The following is a 24,225-nucleotide window of genomic DNA, read 5'->3' on the forward strand; positions in this document are numbered from 1 at the left end:
AACCAAAAGGTAGGCGATGAAAGCTGCACGCTCTTTAAAGTTGAAAAAGCAAGAAGATAAAGCAAGTTTTGTAAGCTGGCGTTTTGCCTTGCTGTGTGGGGGCATTGGGTTTGCTTTAATCGGGCTTTTGATTCGTGTTGCTTATTTGCAGATCATCAATCCGGATCGTTTGGTAAAAGAAGGGGATTCGCGTTCACTGCGAGTCCAATCTATTCCAACCGCCCGTGGCATGATAAACGATCGCAATGGGCGTCCGCTGGCTGTCAGCGTGCCCGTTGATGCTATCTGGGCAGACCCGAAAGAAGTGTTTGAAAAAGGCGGTATCACAGAGGATACCCGGTGGAAAGCGTTGGCTGATGCGCTGTCCATTCCCGTCGAACAACTCAGTAAAAAAATCAGCGAATATCCCAATGGGCGCTTTGTTTACCTTGCCCGTCAAGTAAATACCTCTATAGGCGATTATGTCCAGAAATTAAAATTGCCTGGTATCTATTTGCGTCAAGAATCCCGCCGTTATTACCCGGCCGGGCAGGTAACCGCTCACATTATTGGTGTAACCAATATTGATGGTTCGGGAATTGAAGGTGTTGAAAAAAGTTTTGATAGCTGGTTAACGGGAATGCCGGGCAGCCGGACGGTTCGTAAAGATCGCACAGGACGGGTCATTGAGGATATTTCATCCACGGACAGTAAAGCTGCCCATGATTTGTCGCTCAGCATTGATGAACGTCTCCAGACACTGGTCTATCGCGAACTGACCAAAGCCGTTTCGTTGAACAAGGCAGAATCGGGTACGGCGGTATTGGTTGATGTGAATACCGGCGAAGTCTTGGCGATGGCTAACAGCCCATCCTACAACCCGAACAATTTGGCGGGAACACCGAAAGACGCCATGCGCAACCGCGCCATCACCGATATTTTTGAACCGGGTTCTACCGTAAAACCGCTGGTGGTGATGAGTGCACTGAACAGTGGAATCGTCAAAGAAAATACGGTGTTGGACACCCGGCCATATCGATTGACTTATGGTTCCAGAGGGCACGAAATCAAAGACGTTGCCCCTCGTAAGGAATTGACCATCACCGGAATTTTACAGAAGTCGAGTAACGTTGGTGTTTCCAAACTGGCGTTAGCGATGCCCGCCTCAGAGCTGGTAGATGTTTATTTACGCTTTGGGATGGGAAGGCCAACCAATTTGGGGCTGGTCGGAGAAAGTAGTGGCTTATTTCCAAAAAATAAACAACGGTGGTCTGATCTTGACAGGGCCACCTTTTCTTTCGGCTACGGGCTGATGGTAACACCGTTACAGTTAGCGCGAGTCTATGCAACGATCGGCAGCTTGGGGATTTACCGCCCGCTGTCAATTACCAAAGTTGATCCCCCCGTACCAGGAACCCGCGTATTCCCTGAACCGATTATGCGAACAGTCGTGCATATGATGGAAAGTGTGGCATTACCGGGTGGTGGTGGTGTACGGGCGGCGATAAAGGGTTATCGCATTGCGATTAAAACCGGTACGGCCAAAAAAGTTGGGCCGGATGGTAAGTACGTCAATAAATATATTTCCTATACCGCAGGGGTTGCGCCTGCAAGTAATCCTCGATTTGCGCTGGTTGTGATCATCAATGACCCACAAGCAGGTAAATATTATGGCGGTGCGGTTTCTGCGCCCATCTTTGGCACCATCATGAGTGGTGTGCTACGTACGATGAACGTTGAGCCGGATGCATTGCCTGTGGACGATAAAAACGAATTTGTGATTAATTAATAAAGAGGATAAAAGTGGCAGATCGTAATTTACGCGATTTACTGGCTCCATGGGGTGTCGATACACCGGAGCTTCCGCTACGCGAAATGACATTGGACAGCCGTAAGGCGGCTGCCGGAGATCTGTTTGTTGCTGTTCAAGGGCATCAGACAGATGGTCGAAAATATATTCCTCAAGCCATCGCTCAGGGTGTCGCTGCGGTGATTGCAGAAGCGAAGGGAAAAGCTGATAACGGTACGGTGCAGGTAATGCATGGCGTACCTGTTATCTATTTGGATGATTTAAATAATAAATTATCAAAGCTGGCTGGTGAATTTTATCAACATCCCGGCAATAAACTGAAGCTGGTCGGTGTGACCGGAACCAACGGAAAAACGACTACAACACAGTTATTGGCACAATGGAGCCAAGGGCTTGGGGAAACAAGCGCTGTAATGGGCACGGTAGGAAATGGTCTGTTGGGTATGGTCGTTCCAAGTGAAAATACGACCGGCTCTGCCGTTGATATTCAGCTTGATTTGCAACAGCTGGTTAATCAAAACGCGACTTTCGCTGCAATGGAAGTCTCGTCGCATGGTTTGGTTCAGGGAAGGGTAGCGGCGTTACCGTTCCAGGCTGCCGCTTTTACTAATTTAAGTCGTGATCACCTTGATTATCATGGTGATATGGAAAATTACGAAGAGGCGAAATGGTTACTGTTCAGTAACCATGAGGCAAAGCAAAAAATCATTAATGCCGATGATGAAATCGGACAGAAATGGTTATCCCGCCTGCCTGAAGCGATTGCCGTGACGATGGAGAACCGCCTGCCAGAAAACTGGCAAGGGCGTTGGTTATCGGCCAATGAAGTTTATTATCACGACAAAGGCGCAACTATTGCGTTTACTTCCAGTTGGGGCAGCGGCACGCTGAACAGCCCTCTGATGGGGGCATTTAATGTCAGTAACTTGTTGTTGGCGCTGGCGACGTTGTTATCACTGGAATACCCTCTGGATAAATTGCTGGCGACCGCCTCTTGTCTGGAGCCGGTTTGTGGGCGCATGGAAGTTTTTGCGGCCACTGGGCGTCCTACCGTGGTTGTAGATTATGCCCATACCCCTGATGCCTTGGAAAAAGCCTTATCTGCTGCACGGCTGCATTGCAAAGGACAACTCTGGTGTGTCTTTGGCTGTGGTGGCGATCGTGATAAAGGCAAGCGTCCGCTGATGGGCGGCGTCGCAGAACATGGCGCTGACCGCGTGGTTGTCACAGATGACAATCCCCGCAGTGAAGAACCGCAGGCAATTGTGGCAGATATTCTGGCTGGATTTATCGATCCTGGCCGTGCGATGGCAATTCATGGCCGCGTTGAAGCTGTAACCAGCACCATTATGCAGGCAAATGCAGAAGATGTTGTTTTGATAGCAGGCAAAGGTCATGAAGATTACCAATTGGTCGGCAACCGTCGGCTGGATTATTCAGACCGCTTGACCGTTGCCCGTTTGCTGGGGGTGATCGCATGATCTCATTAACACTCCAGCAATTGGCACAATTAACGGATGGAACACTCCATCATGTTACTGAGCAGCAATCTGAATCCCTCCAACTTAATGCGGTAGAAACTGATAGCCGCAACGTGGTACGCGGGAGCCTGTTTATCGCCCTGGAAGGGGAAAAATTCGATGCCCATAATTTTGCTGCCGATGTAGTGAAGTTGGGAGCCGGTGCTTTATTGGTCAATCGTCCTTTGGCGGTTGATTGCCCGCAGGTGGTCGTGAAGGACACCCGCTTGGCAATGGGAAAACTGGCGGCTTGGGTTCGTCAGAAAAGCAAGGCAAGAGTCGTGGCCTTGACAGGTTCATCCGGAAAAACATCTGTAAAAGAGATGACGGCGGCTATTTTGCATCAATGTGGCAACACGCTTTATACCTCTGGCAACTTCAATAATGACATAGGCGTGCCGTTAACGTTGTTCAGGCTCACTGAAGAACACCAATTTGCCGTGATTGAACTGGGTGCCAATCATATTGGTGAAATTGCCTATACCACCGAAATGACACGTCCGGAAAGTGCTCTGGTTAATAATCTATTTTCTGCCCATTTAGAAGGGTTCGGGTCGTTAGCTGGGGTGGCAAAAGCCAAAGGTGAAATCTTTGAAGGGCTTGCACCGAACGGAACCGCGATTATCAATATGGATAGTCATGATTGGGATAACTGGCAAAACAATATCCACAATCAGCAGACAGTGTGGCGTTTTTCCATTTCCCCGGCAGACGGTGCAGATTTTTACGCAACACATATTGCAGAACAACCATTGGCAACGCACTTTTGCCTCCACACCCCCATTGGGGAAATCGAACTGACCTTGCCATTGCCGGGTAAACACAATATTGGCAATGCGCTGGCGGCCAGTGCCCTTGCGATATCTGTTGGCGCATCGCTGGAGAATATCCGTGCCGGGTTATCAGAATTGAACGCTGTACCAGGGCGTCTATTCCCCGTTCATCTGGCGACGGGAAAAGTAGTGCTGGATGACACTTATAACGCCAATACCGGCTCCATGATTGCCGCAGCAAATGTGCTGTCGCAAATGTCCGGTTACAAAGTCATGGTGGTTGGCGATATGGGCGAACTGGGGGAACACGCAATTGAATGCCATCGTGAAGTCGGCAGCGCCGTGGCCTCAACCAGCATCGATAAAGTTCTTAGCGTTGGTGTTCTCAGCGCTCATATTAGTGACGCAAGTGGCAAGGGGCAGCATTTCTCGAATAAAACTGAATTAGTTTCAACGCTGCTTGCTTTATTGGAACAACACGAAATGATTTCCATATTAATTAAAGGTTCACGCAGTACCGCGATGGAAGAGGTTGTGAACGCACTGAAGGAGAACTTCCAATGTTAGTTTGGCTGGCCGAATACTTGGTTCAATATCATACAGGTTTTAACGTCTTTTCTTACTTGACGTTCAGGGCTATCGTCGGCTTGCTTACCGCATTGTTCATCGCGTTATGGATGGGGCCTACCTTGATTGCCTACCTGCAAAAATTGCAGATTGGCCAAGTCGTGCGCAATCACGGCCCGGAATCCCATTTCAGCAAACGTGGAACGCCAACGATGGGCGGGTTGTTGATCCTGTTCTCCATTACTATCTCTGTTCTATTGTGGGCCCGTTTGGATAACCCATACGTTTGGTGCGTGCTGGTCGTGCTGGTGGGCTATGGCATCGTGGGGTTTGTGGATGACTATCTTAAAGTCGTGCGCAAAGACACCAAGGGTCTGATTGCTCGGTGGAAATATTTCTGGCAGTCAGTGCTGGCGCTGGGAGTTGCATTCTCTATGTACAGCATTGGCAAAGATACCCCTGCCACGCAACTGGTTGTGCCGTTTTTCAAAGAAGTCATGCCTCAACTGGGGCTGCTTTATATCCTGCTGGCTTATTTTGTAATTGTTGGAACCAGTAACGCGGTGAATTTGACCGATGGTCTGGACGGCTTGGCAATCATGCCAACAGTACTGGTTGCAGCAGGGTTTGCATTAGTGGCATGGGCAACCGGGAACGTAAATTTTGCCAATTACCTGCATATTCCTTATCTGAGCCATGCGGGTGAATTGGTCATTGTCTGTACTGCAATTGTCGGTGCCGGTCTGGGCTTCCTGTGGTTCAACACTTATCCCGCGCAAGTCTTCATGGGTGATGTGGGTTCACTGGCCTTGGGTGGAGCACTGGGAACCATCGCAGTACTGCTGCGCCAAGAGTTCTTGCTGGTCATCATGGGTGGCGTGTTCGTCGTGGAAACCTTGTCTGTCATTTTGCAGGTTGGATCATTCAAACTGCGTGGGCAGCGTATTTTCCGCATGGCACCGATCCACCATCACTATGAATTAAAGGGTTGGCCGGAACCTCGCGTTATTGTGCGCTTCTGGATTATTTCTTTGATGCTGGTACTGATTGGTCTGGCAACGCTGAAGGTACGTTAATCATGACTGAGCAACTCATGACTGAATATGGGGATAAAAAAGTCGTTATTGTTGGATTAGGCCTTACGGGCCTTTCCTGCGTTGACTTCTTTATCACACGTGGTGTCACTCCCCGTGTGATGGATACCCGTATGGTGCCTCCGGGCAGTGACAAACTGCCTGCCAGTGTTGAATGCCATACCGGCAACTTGAATGAACAATGGTTGGCAGACGCTGATTTGATTATTGCCAGCCCGGGAATGGCGCTGGCTACGCCTGAATTGCAGGCGGCGGCTGATGCCGGTATTGAAATTATTGGTGACATTGAATTGTTTTGCCGTGAAGCCGCGGCACCCATTGTTGCTATTACAGGCTCGAACGGCAAGAGCACGGTAACGACTCTTGTTGGGGAGATGGCAAAAGAAGCCGGTTGGCAAGTTGGCGTAGGCGGCAATATCGGCATTCCTGCCTTGGAATTGCTGAAACAGCCTTGCCAGTTGTATGTGCTGGAGCTTTCCAGTTTTCAGCTTGAAACAACCTACAGCCTGAAAGCAGCAGCCGCGACTGTATTGAATGTGACTGAAGATCATATGGTTCGTTACCCTGAAGGGGTAGAACAATATCGTGCGGCAAAACTGCGTATTTATGATGGGGCAAAAGTTTGCATTGTGAATGCCCAGGATGAACTGACGTTACCGGTCACAGGTAAGGATAGTCGTTGCATTAGTTTTGGCGTGGATGACGGTGATTATCAACTTGATAGTGAGCACCAACAACTGAAGGCCAATCACTCTCTGGTGCTGTCGACCGATGAAATGCAATTGGCTGGTCAGCATAACTACACCAACGGGCTTGCGGCTCTGGCACTGGCGGATGCAGTTGGGATTCCGCGCGAAGCCAGCCTTCAAGTCTTGCGGACATATTCAGGTCTGGAACACCGTTTTCAGGTGGTTCATATGAGAAATAATGTCCGTTGGGTAAATGACTCCAAGGCGACGAATGTCGGCAGTACTCAAGCGGCTCTCAGTGGCCTGAAAGTGGAAGGGACGATTTATCTTTTGATGGGGGGAGACGGGAAAGCCGCGAATTTTACCCCACTGAAACCTTATATCTCGGCACCGAATATTCATCTCTACTGTTTTGGCCGTGATGGGGGACAGATTGCTGAATTGCGTCCTGAAGATTCCACACAGACAGAAACAATGGAACAGGCAATGCGGGACATTGCTCCTAAATTAGCTGCCGGCGATATGGTCTTACTTTCCCCGGCGTGTGCGAGCTTTGATCAATTCAATGGGTTTGAGCATCGTGGTCATGAATTTGCCCGTTTGGCAGAGGAGTTAGGCTGATGACCATTCCAGGCTTCGGTAAATTTAAAAATTGGTTGGCGGGAAATGTGGAAAGTGATGCCACAGATATCGTCATGTATGATCGTACCCTAGTCTGGATGGTATTGGGGTTGGCTGTGATCGGTTTTGTCATGGTGACATCAGCCTCAATGCCTGTTGGTCAGCGTCTTACTCAAAATCCATTTATCTTTGCACAACGCGATGCGATTTACTTGGGCCTGAGCTTCTTCTTGTCTTTGATTACACTGCGCATTCCGATGGAATTTTGGCAGCGCTACAGCTATGTCATGTTGTTGGGAACAATCATGATGCTGGTTGTCGTGTTGTTTGTCGGTAGCTCGGTCAATGGCGCATCACGCTGGGTTGCGATTGGCCCATTGCGTATTCAGCCTGCCGAATTATCGAAGCTATCGCTGTTTTGCTACCTTTCCGGCTATCTGGTCAGAAAAGTTGAGGAAGTGAGAAACAATTTCTGGGGATTTTGCAAACCTATGGGCGTCATGATTGCTTTGGCTATCTTGTTGCTGGCCCAGCCGGATTTAGGAACGGTGGTTGTGTTGTTTGTGACAACCTTGGCCCTGTTGTTTCTGGCGGGGGCAAAATTGTGGCAATTCCTTGCCATCATTGGTTGCGGAATATTCGCGGTGTGTGTGCTGATTATCGCCGAACCTTACCGTGTACGCAGGGTGACTTCCTTCCTGAACCCTTGGGAAGATCCTTTTGGCAGCGGCTATCAATTAACCCAATCGTTAATGGCATTTGGTCGTGGAGATTTCTTTGGTCAGGGGTTGGGTAACTCAGTCCAGAAATTGGAATATCTGCCGGAAGCCCATACAGACTTTATTTTCTCAATTATTGCAGAGGAATTAGGTTATTTCGGTGTGGTTTTGGTGTTGGCAATGGTATTCTTCGTCGCTTTCCGCGCAATGATGATTGGCCGACGGGCATTACAGCTTAACCAACGATTTGCTGGTTTCTTAGCCTGTGCCATCGGTATCTGGTTTAGCTTTCAGGCATTCATTAATGTGGGTGCAGCGGCAGGCATGCTGCCAACAAAGGGATTGACCCTACCTCTGGTCAGTTATGGCGGCTCAAGCCTGATTGTGATGTCGACAGCAATTGTACTGCTATTGCGAATTGATTATGAAGTGCGCTTGGCGAAAGCACAGGCGTTTGTAAGGAGCCCTAAATGAGTGGCAAAAACCGGCGTTTAATGGTGATGGCAGGTGGTACGGGAGGTCATGTATTCCCGGGGCTGGCCGTTGCTCATCACTTAAAAGAGCAGGGTTGGGAGATTCGCTGGTTGGGAACTTCTGATCGCATGGAAGCTGAATTAGTACCAAAACATGGTATTGATATTGAATTTATCCAAATTTCAGGGTTGCGAGGCAAAGGAATCAAAGCCTTGCTTGCTGCCCCAATAAGAATTTTTAAAGCAATTCGGCAGGCAAAAGCTATCATGCGCCGTTACCAGCCGGATGTCGTGCTGGGAATGGGCGGATATGTTTCCGGGCCGGGTGGGATCGCGGCATGGTTGTGTGGCATTCCAGTCGTATTGCATGAACAAAATGGTATTGCAGGGCTGACGAATCGCTGGCTGGCAAAAATTGCAAAAACCGTTTTGCAGGCGTTCCCGGGCGCTTTTCCGAACGCACCGGTTGTTGGTAATCCAGTTAGGGAAGATGTATTGGCACTTCCTGTGCCAGAACAGCGTCTGGTCGGCCGTGAAGGGCCTGTCCGGGTGCTGGTTGTTGGGGGAAGCCAAGGCGCAAGGATCCTGAACCAAACCATGCCGGAAGTGGCAGCCCGCTTGGGAGAAAAAATCACTTTATGGCATCAGGCTGGTAAAGGTGCGCAGGAAGAGACGCAAAAAAAATATGAGAATTCAGACAGCTCTGAATTTAAGGTGACTGAATTTATTGATGATATGGCACAGGCTTATGCATGGGCAGATATTGTCGTATGTCGTTCCGGTGCTTTAACGGTCAGCGAAATATCCGCAGCGGGTTTACCTGCGATCTTTGTGCCATTCCTGCACAAAGACCGCCAGCAATATTGGAATGCTTTGCCGCTGGAAAAAGCAGGGGCGGCTAAAATACTCGAACAGCCTGAGTTTACGGCTGATGCGGTGGTTGACTTGCTAACACAATGGCAGCGGCCACAATTGCTGGAGATGGCAGAAAAATCACGCTCAGTGGCGATTATCAATGCAACCGAACGCGTGGCAGCAGCGCTGATCGATGCTGTCAAAGATCATTCAGACCGTTCTAAATAGAACGGTGATGTAAACATAACGAGTGAAGATTACAACGTGAATACACAACAGTTGGCGAAATTAAGAGCATCAGTGCCTGAAATGAGAAAAGTCAGGCATATCCACTTTGTCGGCATTGGTGGTGCTGGCATGGGTGGTATCGCCGAAGTGTTGGCTAATGAAGGTTATCAGATAAGTGGTTCTGATCTGGCGCCCAACCCAGTCACACAACAGCTAATTACACTGGGTGCAACCATTTATTTTAATCACCGCCCGGAAAATATTCGGAATGCCAATGTGGTTGTCGCATCTACTGCTATTTCTGCGGACAACCCTGAAATTATAGCGGCTCGCGAGGCACGTATTCCGGTTATCCGTCGTGCAGAGATGCTGGCAGAATTAATGCGTTATCGCCATGGTATCGCCATTGCGGGGACACATGGAAAAACAACAACAACGGCAATGATTGCCGGCATTTATGCTCAGGCTGGCCTTGATCCAACATTTGTTAACGGTGGATTGGTCAAAGCGGCCGGTACACATGCGCGTTTGGGCACGAGTCGTTACCTGATAGCAGAAGCTGATGAAAGCGATGCATCATTCCTGCATTTGCAGCCGATGATGGCGGTCGTCACCAATATTGAAGCTGACCACATGGAAACCTATCAGGGAGATTTCGAAAATCTCAAACAGACGTTTGTTAACTTCCTGCACAATTTACCATTTTATGGCCGGGCAGTGATGTGCATTGATGATCCCGTTGTGGAAGAGTTGATTCCCCGCATTGGGCGCTATGTCACGACTTACGGCTTCAGTGAAAAAGCGGATATCCGCATTACCCACTATGAGCAGAAAGGGGCGCAGGGATTTTTCACTATCAGCCGGCATGATTTGCCAGAACTGCATGTAGTGCTGAATGCCCCAGGGCGGCATAACGCACTGAATGCGACTGCTGCGGTGGCTGTGGCGACAGAAGAAGGCATTGATGATTCTGCAATTCTGGCATCACTGGCAGAGTTTCAGGGAACTGGGCGTCGGTTTGATTTTCTGGGGGAGTTTTCCCTCAAGCATATCAACAACAAAGAAGGCAGTGTGATGTTGGTGGATGATTATGGTCACCATCCAACGGAAGTTGATGCCACAATTAAAGCAGCACGGGCGGGCTGGGCTGACAAGCGGATCGTGATGGTATTCCAGCCGCACCGTTATACAAGAACACGTGATTTATATGATGATTTTGCCAATGTGCTAAGTCAGGTTGATGTTCTATTGATGCTGGATGTTTATGCCGCCGGTGAAACACCGATCCCGGGAGCGGATAGCCGTTCTTTGTGCCGGACTATCCGTAGCCGTGGCAAATTGGAACCGATTTTTGTGTCAGATCCTGAGCAAATTTCCGCGACGTTATCTCAAGTTATAGAAAGCAATGACTTAGTTTTGGTACAAGGTGCCGGCAATATAGGTAAAATAGCGCGCAATTTGGCTGAAACAAAATTGCAGCCATCCTTTAGTAGTGAGGGGGAGCATCATGGCTGATAAAGTCGCTGTTCTGTTGGGAGGAACCTCCGCTGAGCGTGAAGTTTCACTGCAATCAGGAATGGCAGTTGTGACTGGGTTGAAAGAAGCGGGAATTGACGCTTACCCAGTTGATACTAAAGACTTTGATGTAACTCGACTCAAAGAAGAAGGATTTAGTAAAGTCTTTATCGCCCTGCATGGCCGGGGTGGTGAAGATGGCACTTTGCAAGGTGTTCTGGAGTTTTTGCAGCTTCCTTACACTGGCAGCGGCGTGATGGCATCCGCTTTAACAATGGATAAATTACGTACCAAACAACTATGGCTAGGGGCAGAACTGCCTATTTCTCCTTATGTTGTATTTAATTCTCAAAATTTTGAACAAGTTAGTGATTTGCAACTCAAAGAAGATGTTCGAGAATTAGGATTGCCATTAATGGTCAAGCCGAATCTGGAAGGTTCCAGTGTGGGAATGACCAAAGTGAACGATTATTCTGAATTGCGCGGCGCATTGGAACTGGCATTTAAATATGACACCGATGTGTTGGTTGAAAAATGGATGTTTGGCCCCGAATATACTGTGGGCTTTTTGGGGAACGAGGCGCTTCCATCCATTCGCATTCAGGCTCCGGATGTATTTTATGACTATGATGCGAAATATATCTCAAATGAAACGCAATATTTTTGCCCAAGTGGTTTGAGTGAAGAAAAAGAGCAAGAGCTGTTAGATATCGCATCAAAAGCATATAAGGTGCTGGGATGTAAAGGCTGGGGACGGGTTGATATCATGGATGACGGCAACGGTAACTTCTATTTGCTGGAAGCAAATACCTCTCCGGGCATGACCAGCCATAGTCTGGTTCCAATGGCTGCTCGTCAGGCTGGGCTTGGCTTTTCTCAACTTGTAGCGAGAATTTTGGAATTGGCTGAGTATTGATATGTCACAGGCAGCCCGGAATATCCGGGAGCGGGAGAACGAAACTCAAGGAACTCGCCCCAGCAATGGGTCTTATTTGATGGGGATTATCTTCTTCCTGATGGTGATTGGCACTATCACATGGGGAGGCTGGATGACTCTGGATTGGATGAAGGACGCCAATCGATTACCGCTCTCGAAACTGGTGTTAACTGGCGAACGCCATTACACCTCAAATGACGATGTCAGGCAGGCTATTTTGTCTCTGGGAACACCGGGGACATTTATGACACAGGACGTCAACGTCATTCAGGAGAAAATAGAACAATTGCCATGGATTAGGCAAGTCACTGTGCGTAAACAATGGCCTGATGAACTGAAAATACATCTGGTAGAATACGTGCCTTATGCGCGTTGGAACGACACGCAAATGCTGGATGCAGAAGGTCGGGTGTTCAGTTTACCCGTGGCACGCAGCGTTAATGGGAAATACCCGATGCTGTATGGCCCTGAAGGTAAAGAAAAAGATGTATTAGAAGGATATCGCACAATGGCGGCCCTGCTTTCAGAACATCAAATGAAATTGAAAGCGGTGATCATGACAGCGCGTAATTCCTGGCAACTGATATTGGATAATGATATCCGATTAGAGTTGGGAAATAGAGACAAAGTAGAACGAATAAAACGTTTTATTGAGCTGTATCCAGTGTTGCTGAAAAACACGGAAAAGCGCGTGGATTATGTTGATTTGCGCTATGACAGCGGTGCTGCGGTAGGTTGGGCTCCTTTATTAACTGATGCGTCGGTTTCAGTGAACGGGCAAGAAAACAAACAGTGACTGGTAATAATACAGAGACAGGCAGAATAACGATGATCAAATCAACGGACAGAAAATTGGTAGTTGGCCTTGAAATCGGGACAGCAAAAGTATCTGCCCTGGTTGGTGAAATTCTGCCCGATGGTATGGTTAATATTATCGGAGTAGGAAGTTGTCCATCTCGCGGCATGGATAAAGGTGGTGTCAACGATCTGGAATCGGTCGTTAAATGTGTACAGCGAGCCATTGATCAGGCTGAACTTATGGCAGATTGCCAGATTTCCTCAGTCTACTTGGCACTTTCCGGCAAGCATATCAGTTGCCAGAACGAGATAGGCATGGTGCCGATTTCAGAAGAAGAAGTCACGCAGGATGACGTGGACAGTGTTGTCCATACAGCGAAATCGGTTCGTGTTCGTGATGAACACCGTATTTTGCATGTAATCCCACAGGAATATGCGATTGATTATCAGGAAGGGATTAAAAATCCAGTTGGGCTGTCTGGCGTGCGTATGCAGGCAAAGGTTCACTTGATTACCTGCCATAATGATATGGCGAAAAACATCGTAAAAGCTGTTGAACGCTGTGGATTGAAAGTTGACCAACTTATTTTTGCCGGACTGGCAGCAAGTTATGCGGTATTGACGGAAGATGAACGCGAATTGGGTGTGTGTGTTGTGGATATCGGCGGTGGCACGATGGATATCGCCGTATATACCGGAGGCGCGTTGCGTCATACCAAGGTTATCCCGTATGCAGGTAACGTTGTAACCAGTGATATCGCTTATGCGTTTGGTACTCCTCCAAGTGATGCTGAAACCATCAAGGTTCGTCATGGATGTGCATTGGGTTCCATTGTCAGCAAGGATGAGAGTGTAGAAGTACCAAGCGTAGGAGGTCGTCCTCCCCGGAGTTTGCAGCGTCAGACACTGGCTGAGGTTATTGAACCTCGTTATACCGAACTGCTGAATTTAGTGAATGAAGAAATCTTGCGGTTGCAAGAACAATTACGTCAGCAGGGGGTAAAACACCACTTGGCGGCAGGGATTGTCCTGACAGGTGGCGGAGCTCAAATTGATGGTCTGGCCGATTGTGCCCAGCGGGTGTTTCATACCCAAGTACGCATCGGCCGGCCTCTGAACATTACTGGGCTGACAGATTATGTGCAGGAGCCTTGCTATTCAACAGCAGTCGGGCTTCTGCATTATGGCAAAGAATCCCACCTTGGCGGAGATTCTGATGCCGATAAAAGAACGTCAGTCGGTGGCTGGTTTAAGAAAGTCAGCTCCTGGCTGAAAAAAGAATTTTGATTTTTTATACAGAGGCTACGACAATATCGCCGGCCTCGATATAAAGGCACAAAACGGAGAGAAATTATGTTTGAACCACTGGAATTAACCAACGACGCGGTGATTAAAGTCATCGGCGTCGGCGGCGGCGGCGGTAATGCTGTTGAGCATATGGTGCGTGAGCGCATTGAAGGTGTAGATTTCTTTGCGATTAACACGGATGCTCAAGCGCTGCGTAAGACAGCTGTTGGTCAGACTATCCAGATTGGCAACGGCATTACAAAAGGATTAGGCGCGGGCGCAAACCCTGAAGTTGGTCGTACTGCTGCGGAAGAAGACCGCGAATCGCTGCGCACTGCACTGGAAGGGGCTGACATGGTATTCATCGCTGCTGGTATGGGCGGTGGTACAGGAACAGGTGCTGCACCAGTTGTCGCTGAAATAGCCAAAGAACTTGGGATCCTGACCGTTGCTGTCGTCACTAAGCCATTCAATTTTGAAGGCAAAAAGCGTATGGCATTTGCGGAACAGGGGATCACTGAATTGTCCAAGCACGTGGACTCATTGATCACTATTCCAAATGACAAATTATTGAAAGTTCTGGGACGCGGTATCTCCTTGCTGGATGCATTCGGTGCAGCGAATGATGTACTGAAAGGGGCAGTTCAGGGTATTGCTGAGCTGATCACTCGCCCAGGCTTGATGAATGTTGACTTTGCTGACGTTCGTACCGTAATGTCTGAAATGGGTTACGCCATGATGGGCTCCGGTATTGCGCAAGGCGAAGATCGCGCGGAAGAGGCAGCAGAAATGGCTATCTCCAGCCCATTGTTGGAAGATATCGATCTTTCTGGTGCGCGTGGTGTTCTGGTTAACATTACTGCGGGCTTTGACCTGCGTCTGGATGAATTTGAAACGGTTGGTAACACAATCCGTGCATTTGCTTCTGACAATGCAACGGTTGTTATCGGTACGTCACTGGATCCAGATATGAACGATGAGCTGCGCGTGACTGTTGTGGCAACTGGTATCGGGATGGATAAACGCCCAGAAATTACGCTGGTAACCAACAACAAAGCACCTCAGGCAAATACAATGGAGCGCCGTTACCAGCAGATGCCTGGTGGGCTTTCTTCAATGCCTGATGAAAGCAAAACAGCAGCTAAAGTCGTAAACGACCAAAGTGCACATACAAGCAAAGAGCCTGATTATCTCGATATTCCTGCTTTTTTGCGTAAGCAGGCTGATTAATCATCAAAAAATTGGTTTCTCCGCTTTTTGTGCTAAAATATCCTGCCAATCATGTTTTATAATGATTGGTGGGATAAGTAACGTTGCGAGATATAGACGATGATCAAACAAAGGACATTAAAACGTATTGTTCAAGCGACCGGCGTCGGTTTGCACACCGGTAAAAAAGTCACGCTGACAATGCGTCCAGCGCCGGCTAATACCGGGGTCATCTATCGTCGTACTGACTTGAATCCTCCGGTAGATTTCCCGGCAGATGCCAAATCTGTGCGTGATACTATGCTCTGTACTTGTTTAGTTAATGAGCATAACGTACGAATTTCAACAGTTGAGCACTTGAATGCTGCTTTGGCAGGTTTGGGAATCGATAACATTGTTATTGAAGTTGATGCGCCAGAAATCCCAATTATGGACGGGAGTGCCAGCCCATTTGTTTTCCTGCTATTGGATGCGGGTATTGAAGAACTGAATGTAGCGAAAAAATTCGTACGCATAAAAGACGTTGTTCGTGTGGAAGATGGGGATAAATGGGCTGAATTGACGCCATATAACGGTTTCAGTCTGGACTTTACCATTGATTTTAACCACCCAGCAATTGATTCCCGCTCGCAGCGCTATAGCTTGGATTTCTCTGCCGATTCATTTGTTCGCCAGATTAGCCGTGCGCGTACCTTTGGTTTTATGCGCGACATTGAGTACTTACAATCTCAAGGTTTGTGCCTTGGCGGCAGCTTTGATTGTGCGATTGTGGTGGATGATTATCGCGTACTCAACGAAGATGGCCTGCGTTTCGACGACGAATTCGTCCGTCATAAGATGCTTGATGCCATTGGCGATCTGTTTATGTGTGGCTATAACATCATTGGCGCTTTCACCGCGTACAAGTCTGGTCATGCATTGAACAACAAACTGCTGCAAGCGGTTTTGGCGCAAGAAAGTGCTTGGGAATTTGTCACATTCGAAGATGAAGCTGAAATGCCTCTGGCTTTCCGTGCTCCGTCATTGGTGTTGGCATAAAAGCTAACGTGTGCATTTACTGGCACATGTATTGATATTACATGTGTCTTGGTGAAGGACGTTGAGAGCATCCTTATGATACATCAGTGGGTTATGTTATCTATTACGCTCCTTTCGCTGATGTGTTTCATTCAGCGTTAGCGCTTCTTCTTGGCTGTACTGGTACCCTCTCCGGCCAGCGCAGCCAATCGTTCTAACCTCTTTTTCAGTTTCTCTGGGCTACGTTCAGCTAGCATAATTAATGTTTCTGCACTTTCATGTGTCAATTGGCGCTTTGGCAATTTCTTATTATCATTATCAGAAGCGTTGCTTGATGATTTTGTGAAACCTTGCGCATTATTATTACACTTAACCATTAATGATGGATTTATCTTTATGTCGATCGAAGATAAAGATGGTAGAATTTCGCTTCTCAGGGTTGAAAGCAAAACAGGTATTTCATAACGGAGTCGGGTCATCCAACTGGCATTTCCTGCTTCCAGTACCAGAATTTGTTTGCGATAATTGGCGACTCTGCACCATGGGTGCAACTGTGCTGGAAGTAAGCTGAGAACAGCTCGATTGAGTTTCAATAGCGCGATGGCATGTTTCTGAATGGCTTGAAGAGGGGTTTTCCCAACAGATGCGGCATCTTCAAACAGCGCATCCAGTGATTGTGGGCGGCTATCTCGCATAATAAAGGCAGTTCCAGTATTTATTAATGAAGGATTAATGAGTATTTTAAATCTTTGGCGACAATTTGGTAGGCGTTATTTTTGGTCTCACCTTTTACTGGGCATGGTTGCTACAGGTATTGGTGTTCCTACCGTTTTTGCTGGAGTAGTGGAAAGCCTTCCCCATACAAATACTTCATCCAGCCAAGAAAACCAAAATCAGGCGCTCCCTTCATTTGAACAATTGTTTCAATTACACCTATTCCAACTAAAAAGCGTTCAGCGTCAGCCCGCAACGTATTTAAATTATTGGCATCAACATGCTGTTCGTAATGTAATTCGTCAGCTTTCTTTTGCTTTTTCTATCACAGAACCTGTTAGATGCGAAGAAACAAAAGAAAGCTCACAAATTTCCTCTCCATCCATGCAACAACTTATGTTGGATACGTTGCATGCTATGTTGACCCATACATCAACACCATTCAATGACATTATTGCTGATGTTTCTCTGGTGGCCGATGTTATTCCTGATACCCATAATACAGCACTTTGGGTCGCCCAGATTCAAGGGATCAGGGCGGGGCCAATAGCCAATCATTTATTTCTACTTTAATGCTTTTGTCTTATCGAATAAGTCATTTAAAACATGAGTGATTGGCTACATACAACAGTGGCCCTGTCTGAGAAATACGAATTATGCTGATTAAATTATTAACAAAAATTTTTGGTAGCCGTAATGACCGAACCTTGCGCCGTTTGCGCAAAGTGGTTGATGTTATCAACCGCATGGAGCCGGATTTTGAAAAGCTCTCTGATGATGAACTGAAAGCAAAAACAGATCAATTTCGTGCTCGCCTGAAAGAAGGTGAATCACTGGAAAAAATCCTGCCAGAAGCTTTTGCGACTGTGCGTGAAGCGAGTAAGCGTGTATTTGGCATGCGTCACTTTGATGTACAGCTATTGGGCGGCATGGTGCTGAATGAACGTTGTATCGCAGAGATGCGCACAGGTGAAGGTAAAACGCTGACAGCGACACTGCCTGCATATCTGAACGCGTTAAGCGGTCGGGGCGTTCATGTTGTTACTGTGAACGACTATCTGGCACAGCGTGATGCTGAAAATAACCGACCACTGTTTGAATTCCTTGGCATGAGCGTAGGAATTAACCTGCCGGGGATGCCAGCACCGGCAAAACGTGCAGCCTATGCCGCAGATATTACTTACGGAACCAATAACGAATATGGTTTCGATTATCTGCGCGATAACATGGCATTCAGCCCGGAAGAGCGAGTGCAACGCAAACTGCATTATGCGTTAGTGGATGAGGTTGACTCCATTCTTATCGATGAAGCGCGTACCCCTTTGATCATTTCAGGGCCTGCGGAAGACAGCTCTGAGTTATATATCAAAGTGAATAAACTGATCCCAAAACTGGTTCGCCAAGAAAAAGAGGATTCAGACACATTCCAAGGCGAAGGGCATTTCTCCGTTGATGAAAAAACACGTCAAGTTAACCTAACCGAACGTGGCTTAATACTGATTGAAGAATTGCTGGTAGATGCCAATCTCATGGAAGAAGGTGAATCTTTATACTCACCGACCAACATCATGTTGATGCACCATGTCACAGCTGCCCTGCGTGCTCATGCTCTGTTCACTCGCGATGTAGACTACATTGTCAAAGATGGCGAAGTCATCATTGTTGATGAACACACCGGGCGTACCATGCAAGGGCGTCGCTGGTCTGATGGCTTGCATCAGGCAGTGGAAGCCAAAGAAGGTGTCGAGATCCAGAATGAAAACCAGACATTGGCATCAATTACATTCCAGAACTATTTCCGCATTTATGAAAAATTGGCGGGCATGACGGGAACAGCTGACACTGAAGCCTTTGAATTCAGCTCCATTTATAAATTGGATACCATCGTTGTTCCGACAAACCGTCCAATGATCCGTAAAGATTTATCCGATCTGGTGTACATGACAGAGGCGGAAAAAATTGAAGCCATCATTGAAGATATCAAAGAACGTACCACCGGCGGTCAACCTGTATTGGTGGGAACAATCTCGATTGAGAAATCGGAACTGGTTTCTAACGCGTTAACTAAAGCAGGCATTGCACATAATGTTTTGAACGCAAAATTCCACGCAATGGAAGCCGACATTATTGCCCAAGCTGGTCAAGCGGGGACAGTAACCATTGCAACCAACATGGCGGGACGTGGTACAGATATCATGTTGGGCGGAAGCTGGCAGTCTGAAATTGCCAAGCTGCAAGAGCCTGACGAAGAACAAATCGAAAAAATCAAAGCTGCATGGCAAGAGCGCCATGATGCTGTATTGGCGGCAGGTGGTTTGCATATTATTGGTACGGAACGCCATGAATCACGCCGTATTGATAACCAATTACGTGGCCGTGCTGGTCGTCAGGGGGATGCAGGTTCTTCACGCTTCTATCTCTCAATGGAAGACTCCCTGATGCGCATATTTGCTTCCGACCGTGTTGCAGGAATGATGCGTAAATTGGGCATGAAACCGGGTGAAGCAATTGAACATCCATGGGTAACTAAAGCGATTGCCAATGCCCAGCGTAAGGTAGAGAGCCGCAACTTTGATATTCGTAAGCAATTGCTGGAATACGATGATGTTGCCAATGATCAGCGTCGTGCGATTTATGCTCAACGTAACGACTTGCTTGATGTCAGCGACGTTAGCGAAACCATTTCCAACATTCGTGAAGATGTTTTCAAGACAACGATAGATGCTTATATCCCACCACAATCTCTGGAAGAAATGTGGGATGTTGAAGGATTGCAGGAAAGACTGGTCAACGATTTCGATCTGGATCTGCCTATTAAAGAATGGTTGGATAAAGAACCGGAATTGCATGAAGAAACGCTGCGTGAGCGTATTCTTGAGCAAGCCATTGCGGTTTATAAGCAGAAAGAAGAAGTGGTGAGTGCAGAAATGATGCGTAACTTTGAAAAAGGCATCATGCTGCAAACTTTGGATACACTGTGGAAAGAACATTTGGCGGCAATGGATTATCTGCGTCAGGGTATTCATCTGCGTGGCTATGCACAAAAAGATCCGAAACAGGAATACAAACGTGAATCCTTCTCCATGTTTGCCAACATGCTGGAATCACTGAAATATGAAGTCATTAGCACCTTGAGTAAAGTTCAAGTCCGGATGCCGGAAGAAGTTGAAGCGCTTGAACAACAACGTCGTGAAGAAGCTGAACGTCTGGCAAGAAAGCAGCATCTGAGCCATGAGGTTGAGCAGGGGGCATTGATGTCAGAAGCGGAAGCACAAATGGCAGCAGGGGAGCGCAAAGTTGGTCGTAACGATCCTTGTCCATGTGGTTCTGGTAAAAAATATAAGCATTGCCACGGCCGCTTATAATTAAAATCTGAAATATGATGCCAGTGGTGGATGAAATAACAAGATAGAGTTATTTCTCTTACCACTGGCACTGTTCAGTATCTTAATCGCATTCATAATACTTGGAATATAACTACCGTGCTTTCAACTTGGTGATTATTTAGGACGGCCAAAAAATAATTTATCGATAAGGCAATGGCGAGTAGTGATATGCGATACTTTCATCCTCTATTGTGTAACTAATTAATATTTACCGATATAAATTGATATTATCCCTAATTTCTTTAGCTGCTTGCCTGGCTTTATCTGAGAAATTGAATTCATCTTGTGATGCATAAAGAATAGAGCGAGAGCTACTTATTATTAACCCTTTTCCAGCTTCGTTCTTTCCGTTAATAACCAAATCCTTAATTGACCCGCCTTGTGTACCAACTCCCGGAACTAAGAAAACAATGTTTTTTGCTATATCTCGGATTTCTTTCATTTGAGTGGGCCAAGTTGCGCCGACGACAGCGAGGCAATTATTATTATAATTCCATTCATTAACTATCAAGGACGCAACCCTTTTATATAAAGGTTCACCATCAACAAGTAGATCTTGGATATTTACTGCACCGGGGTTTGACGTCCTGCACAGTAATATAATGCCCTTGTCCTTATAATCTAAAAATGGTTTTAAGGAATCGAAACCAAGATAAGGGTTGATTGTAACAGCATCAACGCCATACCTTTCGAAGCTTTCTTTCGCATATTGTTCTGCTGTACTGCCGATATCACCACGTTTTGCATCAAGGATAATAGGGATGTCAGGGTAATTGGTTTTGATGTAATTGATAATCTTTTCGAGTTCATATTCTTTGCCAACTGATGAAAAATGGGCAATCTGTGGCTTATATGCACAGACTAAATCATGAGTGGAATCAATTATCTTCTTACTGAATTCAAAATATCCATTTTCGGTGTTTCTAAAATGTTTAGGTAATTTATCGTTTATAGGATCTATACCGATGCAAAGCAGAGAATTATTTTTATCGGATGAGTCATTGATTTTGTCTAAAAAATTCATAATTCCTCAATTATAAATATAAAAACATTTATCAATAATTAATGACAGGATTATATGTTAGAAGGTTTATAATGAAATTATTCTTTATGGAAAATATATTATAATAAACTGCTAACATGATTTGGTTTTTGTTTCTTTTTTTCAGAAAATAATGATAGATATGTTTGGTTTTTATTTCCAGTTAAATAATAATTTAAAGGTTATGTATCCAATTTATTTATACGCGTCGTACTTCAAGGTGTATGTATTCTCATCCCGCGACGCGGGATGATAATACGTTGCTTCCTGAAACTTGGAGTTAATAGGGTATATAATGGTAAATCTTTAAATGATATCTAATGACATTAAAAAATGTGAGTAATTACTTTCAATTTTATTCAGTCATCAGCATAAAAAAGCCAACGGAATGGCCGTTGGCGATAATTTATGAGGCAAAATTTGGCAGTAGTGCTCATTTCATTCTTCGTTTGAATGTCTTAGGAACAATTCCTGCATATTGCCTACATTTTTAATAAATTGATCATCATGGGAAATAAGTATCATTGCTCCAGTATAATCATGCAATGCTTTTTGTAACAATTCCCTGGATTCAATGTCCAGATGGTTATCTGGTTCATCCAACAGCAGTAACGCTGGTGCATATGGCCCACAGAACAGGCAAGCCAATGCAACTTTAAGCTGCTCCCCTCCACTGAGGTAGCCGACAGGCTTTAGCGCTTCTTCACCGCGAATGCGCAATTGTGCCAAACGAGTGCGATACAGATCTTCTGCCCATCCCGGAGACTGTAATTGAAAGTTGTGCAGCGCGGACTGGTTTTTATCAAGGAACGAAAAATGTTGATCCATAAGACGATGTGACGATGTTACACGGCAAGTCCCTTGCTTGGGAGAAAGAAAACCCGCCATCACTTTGAGTAAGGTTGATTTTCCGCTGCCGTTCTTGCCAACAATAGCAAGACGATCACCGTTATTGATGGTTAAGCTAATCGGAACATTTGAGCCAAAAGGTAAGATAACATCTTGTAGGTAAAGTAGGGGGGCTGTAGCGGTCTGTGGGGTGGCGACAGCAATTGACAAAGGATCGATAATTTCCAGCTTTGTTCTGGCATCTGTGGCTTGTGAAGTTTTTCTTTGTATTCGTTCTTCGTGCAGTTTGGCTTGCCGCGATAACGTAGCACCTGAACGCTCCAGTTCGCGATCGAGAAGCAATTTGGCTTGATTGGCATTTTCCCGCCGATGCTTACCTTGGCTCAGTCGTTTACTGGTCTTTTCATGATCTTTTTGTTTATCCCGCAGGGCTTGTTTCAGATTTTTTTGGGTTTGATCCACTTCGCGCTGGATACCCAAGCGAAGCTGTTCTCTACTTTCTAACCAAGTTTCCCAACCACCTGTACTGCGTGATAATCCCAACCCACTGAGTTCATAAACAACGGAAACATGCTGTAATAGTTGGGTATCATGGGTTACCAGCAATATTCCCCCACTAAATGTACCAAGCCATTGAGCCAACCAAAGGCGTCCTTGTCGGTCAAGGTGATTGGTTGGTTCATCTAGAATCATAAAACCGGCGCCTTGTTGTTTTCGTGCCAATAATCTGATCCGGGTTTGTTCTCCGCCACTGAGCGAATCAAAAGGTTGGTTCAATATATTTTGGTTAAGTTCCCCCTCTGCCAGCAACGAATCTACCTGAAATTGCCAATCCCAATTACCTTCCATGATGTCAAAATCTTCGGCATCCCCAATACCTGCAAGAACGCGTTCATTGGCATGCATAATTTTGGTCAAGCCAAGCATGTCTGAGACATTCCCTGTAAAAGAGGCTAAACCTTGTGACAAATAGCCAACATCACAAAAATGTTTCACACTCCCCTCAGTGGGAGGAGTTTGTTGTGCCAATATTGATGCCAGCCAAGATTTACCAATTCCATTACGCCCTATCAGGGCGTGTTGCCCCGCACTTAAAAACATATCAATGTCAGAAAATAGGGGAGTGGCTTCACCTGAAAATTGATAGGTTATTTGCCTTGCTTCAATTAATGCTTGAGTATCATATTGCATCAGTTGTGCGCCCTTCCTTTTCGAGATAACCATTTTTTACAACTATTTATAAATTAATATGTTGCGTCATTTTTTGTTTTTTATTGCAAGGTATCTTGGTGTATTACATGGAAAAGTTCCGGATGAGGTGGGTTGATTGCATATTAAATAAAATACACGTTTGCGATTTAAGCTAATTTTAATGTAATCTTCAAGATATAATCACATAGATTGAATAATAAACAGCAAGATAAATCATTATGGAAAAAAAATATCTGCGTATTGCAGCGGGCGTTATTAAAAATAACAATAATGAAATTTTTATTACTCAGCGCAGTGCTGATTCACATATGGGTGGCTTTTGGGAATTTCCCGGCGGGAAACTTGAACAGGGAGAAACTCCAGAACAAGCATTGATTAGAGAGTTAAAAGAAGAGGTCGGAATTGAAGTAACTCACAGTGAGTTATTGGATACCATCACACATGATTTTCCGGACAGAAATATCACACTTTACTTTTTCCTCGTTGATGAATGGAAAAACGACCCATTTGGCAGGGAAGGGCAGCCTTATCGCTGGGTTTTGCAATCAGAATTAATTGCAGATGAATTTCCACCTGCAAACCGTAGCATTGTGTCTTTATTGACTAAGGACAGCATCGATTAATAGGCTGGTATTCTTTTCCATGTATTACCCCATCAGGGGATGTTCACATCGCAGCTACACCAAATAAACCCTGTGTTGCTGCGATGTGAATTAAGCGATATCACAGTTCAGGTTCTTCACTCCAACTGTCATTTTCTGCACTATCGCTTTGGCTCGGTATTTTCTTCTCTTCGCTGGCCCATTCACCTAAGTCGATCAATTGGCAGCGTTTGCTGCAAAATGGACGGTGTGGGCTGATTTCGCCCCATACCACAGTGTTGCCGCATGTTGGGCATTCGACAGTCAATACTTCAGGCATCTTATTTTCC

Annotated in this window: 19 protein-coding genes and 1 pseudogene; 16 read left to right on the plus strand and 4 right to left on the minus strand. The window is 46.2% G+C overall.

The window, feature by feature from the left end:
- Positions 1 to 16: 16 nt before the first annotated feature.
- From BM100_RS11275 to lpxC, 13 genes and pseudogenes are all read left to right on the plus strand, one after another.
- Positions 17 to 1,796: pseudogene (locus BM100_RS11275) on the plus strand (peptidoglycan glycosyltransferase FtsI).
- Positions 1,783 to 3,270: a UDP-N-acetylmuramoyl-L-alanyl-D-glutamate--2,6-diaminopimelate ligase gene (murE, locus tag BM100_RS11280; RefSeq protein ID WP_092510968.1), complete on the plus strand. Its 1,488-nt coding sequence runs from the start codon at positions 1,783 to 1,785 to the stop codon at positions 3,268 to 3,270. The pseudogene BM100_RS11275 and the gene murE overlap by 14 nt, the downstream one beginning before the upstream one ends.
- Positions 3,267 to 4,649, plus strand: coding sequence for a UDP-N-acetylmuramoyl-tripeptide--D-alanyl-D-alanine ligase (gene murF, locus BM100_RS11285; RefSeq protein WP_092510970.1), 1,383 nt, complete (start codon positions 3,267 to 3,269; stop codon positions 4,647 to 4,649). The genes murE and murF overlap by 4 nt, the downstream gene beginning before the upstream one ends.
- Entirely contained in the window at positions 4,643 to 5,725 is a 1,083-nt protein-coding gene (gene mraY, locus BM100_RS11290; RefSeq protein ID WP_092510972.1) for a phospho-N-acetylmuramoyl-pentapeptide-transferase, read from the plus strand. The genes murF and mraY overlap by 7 nt, the downstream gene beginning before the upstream one ends.
- 17 nt (positions 5,726 to 5,742) lie before the next feature.
- Positions 5,743 to 7,053: a UDP-N-acetylmuramoyl-L-alanine--D-glutamate ligase gene (murD, locus tag BM100_RS11295; protein ID WP_175494946.1), complete on the plus strand. Its 1,311-nt coding sequence runs from the start codon at positions 5,743 to 5,745 to the stop codon at positions 7,051 to 7,053.
- Positions 7,053 to 8,246, plus strand: coding sequence for a cell division protein FtsW (gene ftsW, locus BM100_RS11300; RefSeq protein WP_092510976.1), 1,194 nt, complete (start codon positions 7,053 to 7,055; stop codon positions 8,244 to 8,246). Before murD ends, ftsW begins: the two co-directional genes overlap by 1 nt.
- A complete protein-coding gene (gene murG, locus BM100_RS11305) occupies positions 8,243 to 9,328 on the plus strand; it encodes an undecaprenyldiphospho-muramoylpentapeptide beta-N-acetylglucosaminyltransferase (RefSeq protein ID WP_092510978.1) in 1,086 nt (361 codons plus the stop codon). Before ftsW ends, murG begins: the two co-directional genes overlap by 4 nt.
- A gap of 36 nt (positions 9,329 to 9,364) precedes the next feature.
- Positions 9,365 to 10,843, plus strand: coding sequence for a UDP-N-acetylmuramate--L-alanine ligase (murC, locus tag BM100_RS11310; RefSeq protein ID WP_092510980.1), 1,479 nt, complete (start codon positions 9,365 to 9,367; stop codon positions 10,841 to 10,843).
- Positions 10,836 to 11,759: a D-alanine--D-alanine ligase gene (locus BM100_RS11315; RefSeq protein ID WP_092510982.1), complete on the plus strand. Its 924-nt coding sequence runs from the start codon at positions 10,836 to 10,838 to the stop codon at positions 11,757 to 11,759. The genes murC and BM100_RS11315 overlap by 8 nt, the downstream gene beginning before the upstream one ends.
- 1 nt (position 11,760) lies before the next feature.
- Positions 11,761 to 12,576, plus strand: coding sequence for a cell division protein FtsQ (gene ftsQ, locus BM100_RS11320; RefSeq protein ID WP_092510984.1), 816 nt, complete (start codon positions 11,761 to 11,763; stop codon positions 12,574 to 12,576).
- Between the two features lie 32 nt (positions 12,577 to 12,608).
- Entirely contained in the window at positions 12,609 to 13,865 is a 1,257-nt protein-coding gene (gene ftsA, locus BM100_RS11325; RefSeq protein ID WP_092510986.1) for a cell division protein FtsA, read from the plus strand.
- A gap of 66 nt (positions 13,866 to 13,931) precedes the next feature.
- Positions 13,932 to 15,095: a cell division protein FtsZ gene (gene ftsZ, locus BM100_RS11330; RefSeq protein ID WP_092510988.1), complete on the plus strand. Its 1,164-nt coding sequence runs from the start codon at positions 13,932 to 13,934 to the stop codon at positions 15,093 to 15,095.
- A 99-nt stretch (positions 15,096 to 15,194) separates the two neighbouring features.
- Complete coding sequence (lpxC, locus tag BM100_RS11335; protein ID WP_092510990.1) at positions 15,195 to 16,112, plus strand: UDP-3-O-acyl-N-acetylglucosamine deacetylase; 918 nt, start codon at positions 15,195 to 15,197, stop codon at positions 16,110 to 16,112.
- 137 nt (positions 16,113 to 16,249) lie between these two features.
- Here the strand turns inward: lpxC and BM100_RS11340 are convergent, their stop codons facing one another.
- A complete protein-coding gene (locus BM100_RS11340; protein WP_092510992.1) occupies positions 16,250 to 16,786 on the minus strand; it encodes a DUF721 domain-containing protein in 537 nt (178 codons plus the stop codon).
- A 37-nt stretch (positions 16,787 to 16,823) separates the two neighbouring features.
- On the opposite strand from BM100_RS11340, the gene secM reads away from it, so the two are divergent.
- Together secM and secA are read left to right on the plus strand one after the other, a co-directional pair.
- Complete coding sequence (gene secM, locus BM100_RS11345; protein ID WP_092510994.1) at positions 16,824 to 17,378, plus strand: secA translation cis-regulator SecM; 555 nt, start codon at positions 16,824 to 16,826, stop codon at positions 17,376 to 17,378.
- Between the two features lie 83 nt (positions 17,379 to 17,461).
- Positions 17,462 to 20,170: a preprotein translocase subunit SecA gene (gene secA / locus BM100_RS11350; protein ID WP_092510996.1), complete on the plus strand. Its 2,709-nt coding sequence runs from the start codon at positions 17,462 to 17,464 to the stop codon at positions 20,168 to 20,170.
- Between the two features lie 229 nt (positions 20,171 to 20,399).
- Here secA and pyrF read toward each other — a convergent pair whose 3' ends face one another.
- Both pyrF and BM100_RS11360 read right to left on the minus strand, forming a co-directional pair.
- Positions 20,400 to 21,215, minus strand: a complete 816-nt coding sequence (pyrF, locus tag BM100_RS11355; RefSeq protein WP_092510998.1) for an orotidine-5'-phosphate decarboxylase — start codon at positions 21,213 to 21,215, stop codon at positions 20,400 to 20,402.
- 456 nt (positions 21,216 to 21,671) lie between these two features.
- Entirely contained in the window at positions 21,672 to 23,273 is a 1,602-nt protein-coding gene (locus tag BM100_RS11360) for an ATP-binding cassette domain-containing protein (RefSeq protein WP_092511000.1), read from the minus strand.
- 239 nt (positions 23,274 to 23,512) lie between these two features.
- On the opposite strand from BM100_RS11360, the gene mutT reads away from it, so the two are divergent.
- Positions 23,513 to 23,917, plus strand: coding sequence for an 8-oxo-dGTP diphosphatase MutT (mutT, locus tag BM100_RS11365; protein WP_092511002.1), 405 nt, complete (start codon positions 23,513 to 23,515; stop codon positions 23,915 to 23,917).
- Positions 23,918 to 24,017: 100 nt separating this feature from the next.
- Here the strand turns inward: mutT and yacG are convergent, their stop codons facing one another.
- The gene (yacG, locus tag BM100_RS11370) at positions 24,018 to 24,215 is read right to left on the minus strand and encodes a DNA gyrase inhibitor YacG (RefSeq protein ID WP_092511004.1); all 198 of its coding nucleotides are present in this window, start codon (positions 24,213 to 24,215) and stop codon (positions 24,018 to 24,020) included.
- Positions 24,216 to 24,225: the final 10 nt, after the last annotated feature.

The organism is Xenorhabdus mauleonii (assembly GCF_900113945.1).
GTDB classification, from domain to species: domain Bacteria; phylum Pseudomonadota; class Gammaproteobacteria; order Enterobacterales; family Enterobacteriaceae; genus Xenorhabdus; species Xenorhabdus mauleonii.

What these genes read in the sequence shown, in the direction of transcription:
- yacG (WP_092511004.1), bottom strand. Translation starts at nt 24,215, where the DNA reads ATGCCTGAAGTATTGACTGTCGAATGCCCAACATGCGGCAACACTGTG.
- mutT (WP_092511002.1), top strand. Translation starts at nt 23,513, where the DNA reads ATGGAAAAAAAATATCTGCGTATTGCAGCGGGCGTTATTAAAAATAAC.
- secA (WP_092510996.1), top strand. Translation starts at nt 17,462, where the DNA reads ATGCTGATTAAATTATTAACAAAAATTTTTGGTAGCCGTAATGACCGA.
- BM100_RS11360 (WP_092511000.1), bottom strand. Translation starts at nt 23,273, where the DNA reads ATGCAATATGATACTCAAGCATTAATTGAAGCAAGGCAAATAACCTAT.
- ftsW (WP_092510976.1), top strand. Translation starts at nt 7,053, where the DNA reads ATGACCATTCCAGGCTTCGGTAAATTTAAAAATTGGTTGGCGGGAAAT.
- lpxC (WP_092510990.1), top strand. Translation starts at nt 15,195, where the DNA reads ATGATCAAACAAAGGACATTAAAACGTATTGTTCAAGCGACCGGCGTC.
- pyrF (WP_092510998.1), bottom strand. Translation starts at nt 21,215, where the DNA reads ATGAATTTTTTAGACAAAATCAATGACTCATCCGATAAAAATAATTCT.
- ftsZ (WP_092510988.1), top strand. Translation starts at nt 13,932, where the DNA reads ATGTTTGAACCACTGGAATTAACCAACGACGCGGTGATTAAAGTCATC.
- murG (WP_092510978.1), top strand. Translation starts at nt 8,243, where the DNA reads ATGAGTGGCAAAAACCGGCGTTTAATGGTGATGGCAGGTGGTACGGGA.
- murF (WP_092510970.1), top strand. Translation starts at nt 3,267, where the DNA reads ATGATCTCATTAACACTCCAGCAATTGGCACAATTAACGGATGGAACA.
- secM (WP_092510994.1), top strand. Translation starts at nt 16,824, where the DNA reads ATGAGTATTTTAAATCTTTGGCGACAATTTGGTAGGCGTTATTTTTGG.
- BM100_RS11340 (WP_092510992.1), bottom strand. Translation starts at nt 16,786, where the DNA reads ATGCGAGATAGCCGCCCACAATCACTGGATGCGCTGTTTGAAGATGCC.
- ftsA (WP_092510986.1), top strand. Translation starts at nt 12,609, where the DNA reads ATGATCAAATCAACGGACAGAAAATTGGTAGTTGGCCTTGAAATCGGG.
- BM100_RS11315 (WP_092510982.1), top strand. Translation starts at nt 10,836, where the DNA reads ATGGCTGATAAAGTCGCTGTTCTGTTGGGAGGAACCTCCGCTGAGCGT.
- murD (WP_175494946.1), top strand. Translation starts at nt 5,743, where the DNA reads ATGACTGAATATGGGGATAAAAAAGTCGTTATTGTTGGATTAGGCCTT.
- ftsQ (WP_092510984.1), top strand. Translation starts at nt 11,761, where the DNA reads ATGTCACAGGCAGCCCGGAATATCCGGGAGCGGGAGAACGAAACTCAA.
- mraY (WP_092510972.1), top strand. Translation starts at nt 4,643, where the DNA reads ATGTTAGTTTGGCTGGCCGAATACTTGGTTCAATATCATACAGGTTTT.